Raw genomic sequence first — 15,149 nt, 5'->3', positions numbered from 1 at the left:
GTCGCAATTAGTCGCTACAGACGGTACTGTATAAAAAAACAGTGCTTTTGACAAGCACTGTTTTTAAATCTTTGAGGGGGATCAAAAAGTAGCTACATTAGCGTTATGCGTATTTTACTTGCCGAAGATGACAGCGTCCTTGCCGACGGCCTGACACGTTCCCTGCGCCAGTCCGGTTATGCCATTGATTGCGTAAAAAACGGGCAGGAAGCCGACACCGCCCTCTCCACCCAGGAATTCGATCTGCTGATTCTGGACCTTGGCCTGCCCAAGCTGTCCGGTCTGGAAGTGCTGCGCCGCTTGCGTTCGCGCGGCTCGCTGCTGCCGGTGCTGATCCTGACGGCTGCCGATTCGGTCGAACAGCGCGTCAACGGCCTCGATCTGGGCGCGGACGATTACATGGCCAAGCCTTTCGCCCTGTCCGAACTGGAAGCGCGCGTACGGGCGCTGACCCGGCGCGGCCAGGGTGGCGGTTCTACCGTCATAAAGCATGGCCCCCTCACCTACGACCAGGTGGGGCGCAGCGCCTATATTAATGACCAGATGCTGGACCTGTCGGCGCGCGAACTGGGCCTGCTGGAAATCCTGCTGGCGCGCACGGGACGGCTGGTGTCGAAGGAACAGCTGGTCGACCACCTGTGCGAATGGGGCGAGGAAGTCAGCAACAACGCCATCGAAGTCTATGTGCACCGCCTGCGCAAGAAGATCGAAGTGGGCGGCGTGCGCATCGCCACCGTGCGCGGGCTGGGCTACTGCCTGGAGAAGTTTTCCGCCGCATCCGGCGCTGAAGGCAAGTGAGCGAGGAAAAGGCCAGCTGGCAACAGGCGCCCGCCGCCGAAGCCAACGAAATCCAGCACTCCCTGTTCGGCGAGATCCTGGACTGGATGCTCGCCCCCCTGCTGCTGCTCTGGCCAATGAGCATCGCGATTACCTACCTGGTCGCAAAATCCATCGCCAACCAGCCTTTCGACCACGCGCTGGAAGATAACGTCACCGTGCTGTCGCAGCAGGTGCGTGAAGTGGATGGCCAGGTGATCGAGCGCCTGTCCGGCTCCGCGCGCGACATCCTGCGCGCCGACGATGTGGACAGCGTCTACTTCCAGATCATGGACCCGCGCGGCAATCATGTGGACGGCGACCGCGATCTGCCGCAGCCGCAAGCCGCGCCCGATCCGGACAGCTTCCGCGCCGGCAGCGTGAACTTTCGTAACGACACCCTGCACGGCACGCCAATCCGCGTGGCCTATTCCTACGTGAACCTGGAGAAGGACAAGGACCACGATCCGCGCCTGGCCCTGGTACAGGTGGCGGAAACGCTGGAGAAGCGCGCCAAGCTGGCCAATGAAATCATCAAGGGCGTGATCCTGCCGCAGTTCATCATCCTGCCCATCGTGCTGGCGCTGGTGTGGTTTGCGCTGTCACGCGGGCTGCTGCCGCTGGCCGAGCTGCAGGAGCGCATCCGCGCACGGCCGGAGGATGACCTGAGTCCCATTCCGCCCAATCAGGTGCCGGAGGAAATCACGCCGCTGGTACGCTCGCTCAACGAAATGCTGGAACGCCTGAAGCTGTCCATCGATATGCAAAAGCGCTTCATCGCCGACGCGGCGCACCAGATGAAGACGCCGCTGGCGGGGATGCGCATGCAGTCCGAGCTGGCGCTGCGCCAGACGGACAGGAACGAAATCCACCGCTCGCTGGAACAGCTGGCGAAAAGTTCGGAGGCAGCCACGCGCCTCGTGAACCAGTTGCTGGCGCTGGCGCGCACCGAGAACCAGCCGCAATCCGGAGCCGCTTTCGTGCCGATCGAACTGGGTGAGCTGGCGCGCACCACGGTACAGGACTGGGTGCAGGCGTCCTTCAATTACAAGATCGACCTGGGCTTCGAGCCGCCGACCGAGCAGGTGCCGGTATCCGGCAATCCGATGATGCTGCGCGAAATGCTGTCCAACCTGATCGACAACGCCCTGCGCTACACGCCACGCGGCGGCGCCGTGACGGTGCGCGTACGGCGTGCGGGCGATCACGCGATCCTCGAAGTGGAAGACAACGGTCCCGGCATCCCACCAGCCGAACGTGCCCACGTATTCGAGCGCTTCTACCGGATTCTCGGCAGCACGGCCGAAGGCAGCGGCCTTGGCCTGGCCATCGTGCGCGAAGTCGCGCAGCAGCATAATGCGGAGCTGGACCTGTTCAGCAATCCGCGCTGCCATGATCCCAAATATCCCGGCTGCCTGTTTCGGCTGACGTTCGAGATCCGTCCGCCCGAGCCGATTGAAAACGACGAGGTCCCGCATTTTGGATAAGCGCGAACAGCACTGGCGCAAAGCACGCCGCGTAACCGGCCTGCTGCTGGCAGCATGGCTGCTGACGACTTTCTGCGTGGTGTTCTTCGCACGCGAACTGAATGGCTTGTTCATCTTCGGCTGGCCGCTGAACTTTTATCTGGCGGCGCAAGGCGCATCACTGGCCTACCTGGGCATCATCGGTGGCTACGCCATCTATATGCGGCGGCTGGACCGCGCCTACGCAGCGGAGGCCGGCCAGTGAAAAACAGCTTCTTCCGCCGCCTGTCGCGCTACTACCTGATCTTCACTTCCTGCTTTGCGGCCTTCCTGATCGCGCTGGCAGTGCTGGAAAAGGAAGGCATGCCCCGCCTGTGGATCGGCTATCTGTTCATGTTCGCCACCATCGTGCTGTACGCATCGATCGGCGTGATTTCGCGCACTTCGAATGTGTCTGAATACTATGTGGCCGGGCGGCGCGTGCCCGCGCTGTTCAACGGCATGGCCACCGCTGCGGACTGGATTTCCGCCGCCAGTTTCATCTCGCTGGCGGGCGGCCTGTATCTGCACGGTTTCGACGGACTGGCCTACATCATGGGCTGGACCGGCGGCTACTGCCTGGTCGCGCTGCTGATCGCGCCCTATCTGCGCAAGTTTGCGCAGTACACGATTCCCGACTTTCTGGCAGCGCGCTATGGCGGCGATTATCACGGGCGCCCTGTGCGGCTGCTGGCGGTGGCGGCGACCATCATCGTGTCCTTCACCTATGTGGTGGCGCAGATTTATGCGGTGGGTCTGATCGCTTCGCGTTTCACGGGTGTGGACTTCTCGGTCGGTATCTTCCTTGGTCTGGCCAGCATTCTGGTGTGCTCCTTCCTCGGCGGCATGCGCGCCATCACGTGGACCCAGGTGGCGCAATACATCATCATCCTGGTGGCGTTCTTGATTCCGGCCATGTGGCTGTCGGTGAAGCACGCCGACAATCCGATACCGCAGGTGGCCTACGGCAAACTGCTGCCCCAGCTGACGGCGCGCGAGAACGTGCTGGCCCATGATGAAGCGGAAGCGGAGGTGCGATCGATCTTCCGCCAGCGCGCGGACGACTATGATGTTCGCCTGAATGGCCTGCCTGCTTCGTGGGAATCGGGGCGCCAGGAAGCCCAGCACAATCTCGACGCCGTCAAGCGGCGCAGTGGCTCGCTGCTGGAAATCCGCGCCGCCGAACGCGCGCTGATCGCCTATCCGAAAAGCGTGGAAGAAGCGGCCGCGCTGTGGTCCAGCCAGCGCGACTACAATATGGCGCGTGCCGCCGACATCGTGCCGCATGCGGAGCCCTTCCCCGGCGCCACGCGCGAACAGTCGGACAACAAACGCCTGAATTTCCTCGCCCTGGTGTTCTGCCTGATGGTGGGCACGGCCGCCCTGCCGCACATCCTGATGCGCTCCTACACCACACCGTCGGTGCATGACACGCGCGTCTCCGTGTTCTGGACGCTGTTCTTTATCCTGCTGGTCTACCTGTCCATTCCGGCACTGGCCGTGCTGGTCAAATACGATATTTACAGCGCGCTGGTGGGCAGCGATTTCTCGAAGCTGCCAACCTGGGTGTCCTATTGGGCCAATGTGGACAAGACCAACCCGCTGCTGGCGATCAACGATGTGAATCACGACGGCATCGTGCAGCTGGGCGAGATCCTGATCGATTCGGACGTGCTGGTGCTGGCCACGCCGGAAATCGCGGGACTACCGTATGTGATATCGGGACTGGTGGCAGCGGGCGGCTTGGCGGCGGCCCTGTCCACTGCGGACGGGCTGCTGCTGGCGATCTCGAACGCGCTGTCGCACGACATCTACTACAAGCTGGTCGACCCTAATGCATCCACTCAAAAGCGAGTGACAATTTCCAAATTGCTGTTACTGGCGGTTGCCTTTATCGCTTCCTACGCAGCTTCAACCAAACCGGGCGACATCCTGTCGCTGGTTGGCGCCGCCTTCTCGCTGGCGGCTTCCACCCTGTTCCCGGCCCTGGTACTGGGCGTGTTCTGGGATCGCGCCAATCGCCAGGGCGCCATGGCAGGCATGGTGGCGGGCTTCTTTACCTGCCTGTTGTATATGCTGCACACCAATCCAGTGCTGGGCGGCAGCCTGTCGGGCGAATGGTTTGGCATTGCGCCCATTTCGGCGGGCGTGTTCGGCGTGCCAGTCGGGCTGCTGGCCGTGATCGTTGTCAGCCTGCTGACGCCGCAGCCGGACGAGGAAAGCGTGGCGCTGATCCGCTACATCCACACACCTGAAACGCCCCCTCAGCCCAAGCTGTGACAATTAGTGGATTTTCAACGGATGTTGCCGTGCTAATGTCGCGGCATGATAAAAACTATACTCGCCCTCCTCATTGCTGCGGCGACGTCTGCGGCTTCCGCCCAGCAGCAGCCCATCGAAGACTTCTTCAACAACCCTGAATTCAACGAGCCGGTCCTATCGCCAAGCGGCCGCTATCTCGCCGCCAAAGTCGCCAGCAAAGAGAACGGCCGCGACATGCTGGCGGTGGTCGATCTGCGCGACAACAAGGCGCAAGCCATTGCCGGCTTCTCGAGCGCCGACATCGGCCATCTACAATGGGTGAGCGATAGCCGACTGTTGTTCGACCTGAACGACAAAACCGCTAGCGAAGGCGAGCGAATCTACGCGCCGGGGCTGTTCGCCGTTGACCGCGACGGTACCCATTTCCGTCAGCTGGCCGAGCGGGCCAATCATTTCGTGCGCGACGGCATGGCCAAAAAGCTGCTGCCCTGGCATACCTTCATGCTGTCGCAAGTCGGCGCGCAGGACTCCGAATGGGTCTACGTCACCGACAATAATATCGCCGGGCTGGGCGATCTGCGCGACGTCGCGCTGCTGCGCCTGAACACTTTGAATGGACGCACCGAGGAAGTCAGCCGCCCTGGCGATACCATGGGCTGGGTGCTCGATAACAAAGGCGCGCCGCGTTTGACCTATACGCTGGACAAGAGCATGCGCAATATTTATTTGCGCGACAGCGGCAACGATACATGGCGCAAGGTAGCCAGCTTCGATACCTACCGCGGCGGGCTGGACGCCTTTACGCCACTGGCCTTCGGGCCGGAAGGCACGCTGTACGTCATCAGCAGCAAGGTAAAGGACCGCGCCGCTGTCCATACCTTTGACGTCGCCACCGGCAAGGTCAGCGAGCAGCCCCTGATTCAACTGGACGGCTACGACTTCAGCGGCCGCCTGATCATGCGCGGCGACAAGCTGCTCGGCATCCGCTATTTGCGCGATGCTTATGACACCCTCTGGTTCGATTCCGACATGAAGCAGATGCAGGAGGCGGTGAACAAGCTGCTGCCGAACACGATCAACATGATTGACCTGCCAACCCATGCGGAAACGGCCAATGTGCTGGTGACGGCCTACTCCGACGTGCAGCCCTCCGTCTACTTCATCTACAACAGCGAAACGAAAAAGCTGGACCGCGTTGGCGCAAGCCGTCCGAACATCAAACCATCGCATATGGGCGCGGAGGAAGAAGTACGCTACACCGCGCGCGACGGGCTGGAAATCCCTGCCATGCTGACGGTTCCGCTCCAAAGCAGCGGCAAGAATCTGCCCATGGTGGTGCTGGTGCATGGTGGTCCGTATGTGCGCGGCAGCCGCTGGGGATGGCGCTCCGACGTGCAGTTCCTCGCCTCACGCGGCTACGTCGTGCTGGAGCCCGAATACCGCGGCAGCACCGGCTTTGGCGAAGCCCACTTCCGCGCCGGCTGGAAACAGTGGGGCCTGAAAATGCAGGACGATATTGCCGACGGCGTCAAATGGGCCGTGGCGAAAGGCTATGCCGATCCGAAGCGCGTCTGTATCGCTGGCGCCAGCTACGGCGGCTATGCGACCCTGATGGGCCTCGTCAACGATCCCGATCTGTACAAGTGCGGCGTGGACTGGGTGGGCGTGACCGACATCAAACTGCTCTACACCGGCCACTGGCTGCACGCCGACGACATGCCGGAGCGCTGGAAAAAATACGGTATGCCCGACCTGATCGGCGACATGGAAAAAGACGCGGCCCAGCTGAAGGCCACCTCGCCGCTGGAGCAGGCCGCGCGCATCAACCGCCCGCTATTGCTGGCCTACGGCGGCGCCGACAAGCGCGTACCCATCGTACACGGCACCAAGTTCCGCGATGCCGTCCAGGCCACCAACAAGGATGTCGAATGGGTCGAGTATCCGGAAGAAGGCCACGGCTGGGCCCTGCCGAAAAACCGCATCGATTTCTGGACCCGCGTAGAAAAATTCCTCGACCGTCAGATTGGACCCAACGCCAAACCATGATTAAAAAAGCCCTGGCCGCAGCCCTGTTCACCTTTGCCGCCAGCGTCGCCGCCGCGCCGCTGCCGGTCAAGCTGTTTTTCGAAAATGCGCAATACAGCGACGCCCGCATATCGCCGAGCGGACGCTATGTCGCGGTCAAGATCGGCAACGACAAGCTGCGCGACAGCCTGGGTGTGCTCGATACGTCGACGATGGCGCTGATCGGCACCATCCGCATGTCCGACCAGGACATCGGCAGCTTCCGCTGGCTGAACGACAAGCAGCTGCTCTACACCATTGCCGACCGCACGCAGACACCGGGCGATATGCGCTACGCGCCAGGTTTGTTCCTCATCGACCGCGATGGCGGCAACGGCCGCATCCTGGCTGCGCGCCGCTGGGATACCGGGGCCGAGACCGGCACCATGATCAAGGCCCGTTTCCAGCCCTGGAATACTTACCTGATGAATCAGGAAGGTCCGCAAGACTCCGACATTCTCTATGTGAGGCGCCCGGTCTGGCACGAAGAGAAAAACACCTACGAGATCATGCGCACGGACCTGGTGCGCATCGATGCCGGCACCGGCATGGGTGAAGTCATCAGCCGGCCGGCCAACCCGGAAGGCTGGCTGCTGGACGTCAAGGGCGTGCCGCGCCTGATGACATCGCTCAGCGAAGGCATCGAGACGCTGCACTATCTTGATCCGGCCACTTCTTCCTGGCGCGTCATTTCCAGCACCAAGGCTTACGGTCCGCACGCGGGCTTTGCGCCACTCGGCTTCATGGACGAGCATCACCTGCTGGTGCAGTCCTATGCCGGCGGCGACAAACTCACCTTGCGCCAGTTCGACCTGGTCACCGGCAAGATGGACAAGGAACCGCTCATGGAGCTGGCCGACTTCGATTTCAGCGGCACGCTCGTTTATATCAACGACAAGCTGGCAGGCATTCAATACCTGGCGGACGGCTATGGCAGTGCATGGTTCGATCCGGGTATGAAGGAGGTGCAGAAGCAGGTAGACGCTTTGCTGCCGGGCCTGAATAACCGGATCACGCCGCCGCGCCATCCGCAAACGCCATGGGTGCTGGTTCGTTCCACCTCCGACCGCCAGCCATCGCTGTTCCAGCTGTATAACACCGAGACGCACAAGCTGGTCGTGCTGGGCAGCCGGCATCCAGGCATCCATGCTGCGGACATGGGTCAGATGGATCTGGTCAAGTTCAAGGCGCGTGACGGTCTGGCCATTCCGGCCTGGGTCACGATGCCGAAAGGTGGCGGCAAGAAGCTGCCGATGGTGGTGATCGTGCATGGCGGTCCTTATGTGCGCGGCACCGACTGGACCTGGGATGAAGACAGCCAGTTCCTCGCCTCGCGCGGCTATGCCGTCATCCAGCCCGAGTTCCGCGGCAGTACCGGCTATGGCTTCCAGCTGTTCTCCGCGGGCCGCAAGCAATGGGGTCTTGCCATGCAGGACGATATCGCCGACGCGGTCAAATGGGCCGTGGCGCAGGGTATTGCCGATCCGAAGCGGGTCTGCATCCTGGGCGGCAGCTATGGCGGGTATGCGACGCTGATGGGCCTAATCAAAGATCCGGATCTGTACCGCTGCGGCGTTGCCTTCGCCGCCGTCACCGATATTCCTCTGATGTTCGACAGCGGCGATATGGTGCTGTCCGATATGGGCGACGACTACAAACAATACGGCGCGCCTCACCTGATCGGCGATGTGAACAAGGATACCGAGCAGTTCATCGCCACTTCGCCGCTGAAGCAGGCCGCCCGCATCAAGCGTCCGCTGCTACTGGCCCATGGCACGGACGATCACCGCGTGCCATTCACGCACTACAGCAAACTGCGTTCAGCTTTGCAGGCCAACAAAGCCGATGTGGAATATATCGAGTATTCGGGCGAGGGCCATGGCTGGCTGCTGCCGGAAAACCGCTACGACTTCTGGACCCGCGTGGAGAAATTCCTCGACAAGAATATCGGTCCTGGCGCGAAAACGGAGTAAGCTGGCGGCTCGTCATCCAATTTCCTCGGGAGGCTGCGCATGTCGTCGGGCAAAATTCTGGTCGCACAGGGAGGCGGTCCTACCGCCGTCATCAACCAGTCGCTGGTAGGTGTGGTACTGGAGGCGCGGCGCTTCCGCGAAGTGACGAAGGTGTACGGCGCGCTGCATGGCGTGCGCGGCATCGTCAACGAAGACTTCCTGGATCTGACGCAGGAGACCAGCCATAACCTGGAGCTGGTTGCAGCCACGCCCTCCTCCGCACTCGGTTCCACGCGCGACAAGCCGGACCTGAAGTATTGCGAAGATATCTTCAAGGTGCTGAAGGCGCACGACATTGGCCACTTCTTCTACATCGGCGGTAACGATTCGTCGGACACGGTACGCATCGTCAGTGAACAGGCGCGCGCCGAAGGCTATCCGCTGCGTGCCGTGCATATTCCGAAAACCATCGACAACGATTTGGTGGGCAATGACCATACGCCGGGTTTCCCGTCGGCCGCGCGCTTTGTGGCGCAGGCCTTTGCGGGCGCGAACCTGGACAACGCGTCGCTGCCTGGTGTGTACGTGGGCGTGGTGATGGGCCGCCACGCCGGCTTCCTCACCGCGGCTTCGGCGCTCGGACGTAAATTCCCCGACGACGGACCGCACCTGATCTACCTGCCGGAACGCGTGTTCTCGCTGGAGCAGTTTCTGGCTGATGTGAAGGAGACTTACGCCAGACATGGCCGCTGCGTGATTGCGGTGTCGGAAGGCATTCACGATGCGTCCGGCGAAGCGATTGCCTCGCTGCTGGCGAAAGAGGTCGAGCGCGATGCGCATGGCAATGTGCAGCTGTCCGGCACCGGCGCGCTGGCCGATTTGCTGTGCGATGAAATCAAGGAGAAGCTCGGCATCAAGCGCGTGCGCGGCGACACCTTCGGCTATCTGCAGCGCTCCTTCCTCGGCTGCGTTTCGGACGTGGACCAGCGCGAGGCGCGCGAAGTCGGCGAGAAGGCCGTGCAGTTTGCGATGTGGGGCGACCGCGATGGTTCCGTGGCGATCCGCCGCAGCGGCGACTACGCGGTGCAATATGAGCTGCTGCCGCTGGAAACCGTGGCCGGCAAAACGCGTACGATGGAAGACGCCTTCATATCCGCCAGCGGCACCAACGTCACCGACGCCTTCATCAACTACCTGCGCCCCCTGCTCGGCTCCGGCCTGCCGGACGCGCACCGCCTGCGCTCCCCTGCCGTACCGAAGATCCTCAAGCGCTGATGCGCCGCTGACCTCATTAAAACCCGGGACTAAAAGCAAGTGGCTGCCACGATGTGGCAGCCACTAGGTTCACGCCGTCGGTTTTAATTACTTGACGATCGTCTGGTGTTCGCCTTCCGCGCGGGCGCGGATTTTGCCGATGCGGTAGACGGTTTCGCCGGCGGCCTTCAGCTGGGCTTCGGCTGCGTCGGCGTTTTCGGCGGAGACGATCACGGTCATGCCGATGCCGCAGTTGAACACGCGGTGCATTTCAGCGTCGGCCACGCCGCCGTGCTGTTGCAGCCACTGGAACAGCGGAGGCATGGTCCACGACGAACCATCCAGTTCTGCGGTCAGGTGCTCGCCCAGCACGCGAGGGATATTCTCGACCAGGCCGCCGCCGGTGATGTGCACCAGGCCCTTCACTTCCATCGCTTCCATCAGCGCCAGCAGGGGCTTCACGTAGATGCGGGTCGGTTCCATGATCACGTCCGCCAGTTTGCGGCCGTGGAAGTCGGCGTTCAGATCCGGCTTCGCCACTTCGATGATCTTGCGTACCAGGGAGTAGCCGTTGGAGTGCGCGCCGGACGAAGCCAGACCCAGCACCACGTCGCCAGGAATAATCTTGGTGCCGTCGATCAGCTTGGACTTTTCCACTGCGCCCACCGCGAAGCCGGCCAGGTCGTATTCGCCGGCTGGGTACATGGAAGGCATTTCAGCGGTTTCGCCGCCGATCAGCGCGCAGCCGGAAATTTCGCAGCCCTTGGCGATGCCTTTGATCACGTCGGTCGCGGTCGGCACGTCCAGCTTGCCGCAGGCGAAGTAGTCCAGGAAGAACAGCGGCTCGGCGCCCTGCACCAGGATGTCGTTCACGCTCATGGCAACCAGGTCGATGCCCACGGTGTCATGACGGTTCAGCTCGAAAGCCAGTTTCAGCTTGGTACCCACGCCGTCGGTACCGGACACCAGCACTGGCTCCTTGTACTTCTTGCTGATCTCGAACAGCGCGCCGAAGCCGCCGATGCCGCCCATCACGCCTTCGCGCATGGTGCGCTTGGCGAACGGCTTGATCGCTTCAACTAAGGCATCGCCGGCGTCGATATCGACACCCGCGTCACGGTAGGACAGGGAAACATTCGAAGGTTGGCTCATGGTGTATTTCGCAGCGGAGGCGGTAAAATAGAAAGCGGTGGCCCGATTCTGCGCCGAAATGGGGGCAAAATCCGGCAAGTCCGCTATTTTATCAAATTAGCCTCTCAACCCACCGTTTTTCGACCACAAACCCGCCCGCTCATGCCATTTCCCCTCACGGTAGAACAAAAACAAACAGTGTTTTGGGTGGCAGTCTGGCTGGCATTCCTGTTCCTTCTGGTGACGCTGGGACCGGTGCTGACGCCATTTCTGGCGGCCGCCATCCTGGCTTACGTGCTGAATCCCGGTGTGGATCGCCTGAGCCGCTTCAAGTTCGCCCGCTTCCCGCTGCCGCGCGCGCTGGCCGTGACCATTGTCGTGGTGCTGTTCTTTGCCGCCATCTTTGCCCTGGTGCTGATCGTGGTGCCGGTGCTGCAAAAGGAAATCCCCCTGCTGCAAGCCGCCATCCCCACCGCGCTGGCCCGCATGAACGACGCCTTCGGACCGCGCCTGCACCAGTTGGGCGTGGATTTCAGCTTCGACTCGGCCAGCATCAAGGCCATGGTGACCGAGCAGATGGCCAAGAGCGGCGACCAGATCTGGTCCGCCGTGCTGAATTCCGCCCGCATCGGCGGTACGGCCGTGCTGGGGTGGCTGGCAACTGCGGTGCTGATTCCCGTTGTGTTGTTTTACATGTTGCTGGATTGGCATGATCTGCTGGCGCGTGTCGCCGCGGCCGTGCCGCGCCGCTGGATCGGCTCCACCGTCGGCATGGCCCAGGAAGCGGACACCCTGCTGGCCCAGTATCTGCGCGGCCAGCTGCTGGTGATGCTGGTGCTGGCCTGCTACTACTCGGCCACGCTGGCGCTGGCGGGCTTCGACGTGGCGCTGCCGGTCGGCATCCTGACCGGTCTGCTCGTCTTCATTCCCTATCTCGGTTTCGGCCTCGGCCTACTGCTGGCCCTGATGTCGGCTGTGCTGCAATTCAGCGACTGGAGCGGCGTGATCGCGGTGGCCGTCATCTACGGTTTCGGCCAGATTATCGAAGGATTTTTCCTCACGCCGCGCCTGGTGGGCGAGCGTATCGGCCTGAATCCGCTGGCTGTGATTTTCGCCTTGCTGGCTTTCGGACAGCTGTTCGGCTTCGTCGGCGTACTGCTGGCGCTGCCCGCTTCCGCCCTGCTGATGGTGGCTTTCCGCCACCTGCGCCGCCACTACCTTAGCAGCAGCTTTTATAATGCGTAGTGTGAAGATCGAAATCGTTATTCAAAAGACCACAAAGCCGGGGCAATACCAATGAAACAATTGGTGCTTGACCTGGGCGCGGAGCCGGTGCACACCCTGGAATCATTCGAGGTGGGCCGCAATGCCGAGGTAGCTGCGCTGATGCGCCAGTTCGCCGACCGCAGCTCGCGCGAGCATTTTGCCTATCTGTGGGGGGAAATCGGGGCAGGCAAGTCGCACCTGCTGAAGGCGCTCGCCTCGACCGAGCGCGCCCGGTATATTTCCCCGTTTTCGATCGAATCCGAGTTTGTGTACTCGCCGGAAGTGGATCTCTACCTGCTGGACGACTGCGAAAAGCTGTCGCCGGTAGCCCAGATCGACGCCTTCGCCCTGTTCAACGAGATCCGCGCCAACAACGCCTTCATGGTGTGCAGCGGCGATGTGGCCCCGGCCGTGCTGCCGGTGCGCGAGGATCTGCGAACCCGCATGGGCTGGGGCCTGATCTACCAGATCCATGGTCTGACCGATGAGGAAAAGGTGGCCGCGCTGAGCCAGGCCGCCGCCGCCCGTGGTTTGACCTTGTCTCCCGGCGTGTTACCCTACTTGCTGTCCCATTTTCAGCGTGACATGCGTTCGCTGTCTTCGATGCTGGACTCGCTCGACCAGTATTCCCTGGAAACCCAACGACCAATTACCCTGCCGCTGCTGCGCGAATGGCTGCAAGCGGAAGCGAAAGAAGAATGAAGCTCGCCCTCTTTGACCTCGACCACACCCTGCTCCCCATCGACTCCGACTACGAATGGGGCAAGTTCCTGTGCAAACTGGGCGTGGTGGACGTCGCCGAATTCCGCCGCCGCAATGACGAATTCTTCGCCCAATATCAGGCCGGTACGCTGGACCCCGTCGAATACCTTGAGTTCTCCCTCGGCACCCTGGCTAAATTCGAGCCGCAGCGCCTGGCCGAACTTCAGCAGCAGTTCATGCAGGAAGTGGTGATGCCGAACGTCCTGCCTGCCGCCCGCGCCATTTTGCAGAAACACCTGGAAGCCGGCGACCTGGTTGCCATCGTTACCGCTACCAACCACTTCGTGACGGCGCCCATCGCCAAAGCCTTCGGTGTGGAGCATCTGATTGCCGCCATGCCCGAACGCGATGCCGAGGGCCGCATCACCGGCAAGCTGCTTGGTACGCCAACCCAGGGCGAGGGCAAGATCGTGCACACCAAGGCCTGGCTGGAAAAGATGGGACATACGCTGGACAGCTTCGAGAGCGTGCATTTCTACAGCGATTCGCACAACGACTTGCCGCTGCTCTCGATCGTCAGCCACCCGATTGCGACCAACCCCAACGCCACCCTGAGCGCACACGCCGCGGCAAAAGGCTGGGAACTACTCCATCTGTTCAATGATTAAGAAATTCATCCGAAAAATCCTGGGCGTCAAAGGCAAGGCCGGACGCAATACCAGCGAGCCCGAAGTCATGGGACCGAAAGACCACGGCATCGATCCGAAGCTGCTGTCGTCGAACGCCGTCCGTGTCACCAGCACCTTGCAGGAGGCAGGATTCCAGGCCTTCGTGGTTGGCGGCGCCGTGCGCGACCTGCTGCTGGGCGTGAAGCCGAAAGATTTCGACATCGCCACCAACGCTACGCCGGAGCAGGTCAAGCGCCTGTTCCGCCGCGCCTTCATCATCGGCAAGCGCTTCCAGATCGTGCACGTCATGTTCGGTCAGGACCTGCTGGAAGTAACCACCTTCCGCGGCACGGCCATGGATAACGCGCCGCGCGACGAGCATGGCCGCGTCCTGCGCGACAACACCTTCGGCAGCCAGGCGGAAGACGCGGCGCGCCGCGACTTCACTATCAACGCCATGTACTACAACCCGGCCACGCAGGAAGTGCTGGACTATCACGGCGGTATTGAAGACATCCGCGCCAAGACCCTGCGCATCATCGGCCAGCCGGAAGCGCGTTACCGCGAAGACCCGGTACGCATGCTGCGCGTGGTGCGTTTCGCCGCCAAGCTGAAATTCGATATCGAGCCGACCACTGCCGAACCGATTTCGGTGATGGCGCCGCTGATCAACAACGTGCCTGCCGCACGCGTGTTCGACGAGATGCTGAAGCTGCTGATGTCCGGCCAGGCGCTGGCCTGCCTGCAGCAGCTGCGCAAGGAAGGCCTGCATCATGGCCTGCTGCCGATGCTGGACGTGGTGCTGGAGCAGCCGCTGGGCACCAAGTTCGTCACGCTGGCACTGGACGCCACCGACCGCCGCATCCTGGCCGGCAAGACTGTGTCGCCCGGCTTCCTGTTCGCCTCCCTGCTGTGGCACCAGGTGCTGGAGAAGTGGCAGGCCTACCAGGCCGCCGGCGAATTCCCGATCCCTGCCCTGCATCTGGCAGCGGACGAAGTGCTGGAATCGCAGACCGAAAAACTGGCCCTGCAGCGCAAGATCGGTTCCGACATGCGCGACATCTGGGCCATGCAGCCGCGCTTCGAGCGCCGCAACGGCAAGAACCCATACAAGCTGCTGGAGCACCTGCGCTTCCGCGCGGGCTACGACTTCCTGCTGCTGCGCTGCGCATCCGGCGAGATCGACAAGGAACTGGGCGACTGGTGGACGGCCTTCTATGAGGGCGATGAGATCATGCGCGCGGAGCTGGTGTCGACCGCTGGCAGCGGCGGTGGCGGCGCGAAGCGCAAGCGTCCACCACGCCGTGGCACGCGCCACAAGGACGCGGCCGAAGGTCAGGAAGCAGAACACGAAAGCGCCGACGATGCAGCGCACGCTGAAGCGCGCGAAGCCGTGGCCGACGAAGGCGAGGACGAGTTCGACATGCCGGCCAGCGAAGAGAATGGCGCGCCGAAGCGCCGCCGTCGCCGTCCCCGCCGCGGCAAGCGTGGCGGCGGCAGCAACGAACCAGCCGCCGCGTAGGGCGGAT

Annotated in this window: 12 protein-coding genes; 11 read left to right on the top strand and 1 reads right to left on the bottom strand. The window is 62.2% G+C overall.

What is annotated here, in order from left to right; genetic code table 11:
* Positions 1-105 precede the first annotated feature (105 nt).
* From AB4Z19_RS12575 to AB4Z19_RS12545, 7 genes are read left to right on the top strand one after another with little or no spacing between them, the layout of a single operon-like run.
* Positions 106-798: a response regulator gene (locus AB4Z19_RS12575; protein ID WP_442035360.1), complete on the top strand. Its 693-nt coding sequence runs from the start codon at positions 106-108 to the stop codon at positions 796-798.
* Positions 795-2,303, top strand: a complete 1,509-nt coding sequence (locus tag AB4Z19_RS12570) for a sensor histidine kinase N-terminal domain-containing protein (protein ID WP_442035359.1) — start codon at positions 795-797, stop codon at positions 2,301-2,303. The genes AB4Z19_RS12575 and AB4Z19_RS12570 overlap by 4 nt, the downstream gene beginning before the upstream one ends.
* Complete coding sequence (locus AB4Z19_RS12565; RefSeq protein WP_442024246.1) at positions 2,296-2,547, top strand: DUF4212 domain-containing protein; 252 nt, start codon at positions 2,296-2,298, stop codon at positions 2,545-2,547. Before AB4Z19_RS12570 ends, AB4Z19_RS12565 begins: the two co-directional genes overlap by 8 nt.
* Positions 2,544-4,601, top strand: coding sequence for a sodium:solute symporter family protein (locus AB4Z19_RS12560; protein ID WP_442024248.1), 2,058 nt, complete (start codon positions 2,544-2,546; stop codon positions 4,599-4,601). The genes AB4Z19_RS12565 and AB4Z19_RS12560 overlap by 4 nt, the downstream gene beginning before the upstream one ends.
* Positions 4,602-4,646: 45 nt before the next feature.
* Positions 4,647-6,629: an alpha/beta hydrolase family protein gene (locus AB4Z19_RS12555; protein ID WP_442035358.1), complete on the top strand. Its 1,983-nt coding sequence runs from the start codon at positions 4,647-4,649 to the stop codon at positions 6,627-6,629.
* Entirely contained in the window at positions 6,626-8,620 is a 1,995-nt protein-coding gene (locus AB4Z19_RS12550) for an alpha/beta hydrolase family protein (RefSeq protein ID WP_442035357.1), read from the top strand. The genes AB4Z19_RS12555 and AB4Z19_RS12550 overlap by 4 nt, the downstream gene beginning before the upstream one ends.
* A 39-nt stretch (positions 8,621-8,659) precedes the next feature.
* Positions 8,660-9,874 carry a 6-phosphofructokinase gene (locus tag AB4Z19_RS12545; RefSeq protein ID WP_442035356.1) on the top strand — a complete coding sequence of 405 codons (1,215 nt, stop codon included), beginning with the start codon at positions 8,660-8,662 and terminating at the stop codon, positions 9,872-9,874.
* A gap of 87 nt (positions 9,875-9,961) precedes the next feature.
* Here AB4Z19_RS12545 and purM read toward each other — a convergent pair whose 3' ends face one another.
* Positions 9,962-11,005, bottom strand: coding sequence for a phosphoribosylformylglycinamidine cyclo-ligase (purM, locus tag AB4Z19_RS12540; protein WP_442035355.1), 1,044 nt, complete (start codon positions 11,003-11,005; stop codon positions 9,962-9,964).
* A gap of 141 nt (positions 11,006-11,146) precedes the next feature.
* Here purM and AB4Z19_RS12535 point away from each other — a divergent pair, with 141 nt between their 5' ends.
* From AB4Z19_RS12535 to pcnB, 4 genes are read left to right on the top strand one after another with little or no spacing between them, the layout of a single operon-like run.
* The gene (locus AB4Z19_RS12535) at positions 11,147-12,229 is read left to right on the top strand and encodes an AI-2E family transporter (RefSeq protein ID WP_442035354.1); all 1,083 of its coding nucleotides are present in this window, start codon (positions 11,147-11,149) and stop codon (positions 12,227-12,229) included.
* 51 nt (positions 12,230-12,280) lie between these two features.
* Positions 12,281-12,952: a DnaA regulatory inactivator Hda gene (gene hda / locus AB4Z19_RS12530; RefSeq protein WP_442035353.1), complete on the top strand. Its 672-nt coding sequence runs from the start codon at positions 12,281-12,283 to the stop codon at positions 12,950-12,952.
* Positions 12,949-13,620, top strand: a complete 672-nt coding sequence (locus AB4Z19_RS12525) for an HAD family hydrolase (RefSeq protein WP_442022698.1) — start codon at positions 12,949-12,951, stop codon at positions 13,618-13,620. Before hda ends, AB4Z19_RS12525 begins: the two co-directional genes overlap by 4 nt.
* On the top strand, positions 13,613-15,142 hold the full coding sequence (pcnB, locus tag AB4Z19_RS12520; protein WP_442022697.1) for a polynucleotide adenylyltransferase PcnB: 1,530 nt from the start codon (positions 13,613-13,615) through the stop codon (positions 15,140-15,142). The genes AB4Z19_RS12525 and pcnB overlap by 8 nt, the downstream gene beginning before the upstream one ends.
* The last annotated feature ends 7 nt before the right edge of the window (positions 15,143-15,149 follow it).

The sequence above is a fragment of the Pseudoduganella sp. RAF19 genome, assembly GCF_052114165.1.
Lineage (GTDB): Bacteria > Pseudomonadota > Gammaproteobacteria > Burkholderiales > Burkholderiaceae_D > Rugamonas.
Note: the sequence above shows the minus strand (reverse complement) of the source record. Positions and strands in the feature narration are given on the sequence as shown.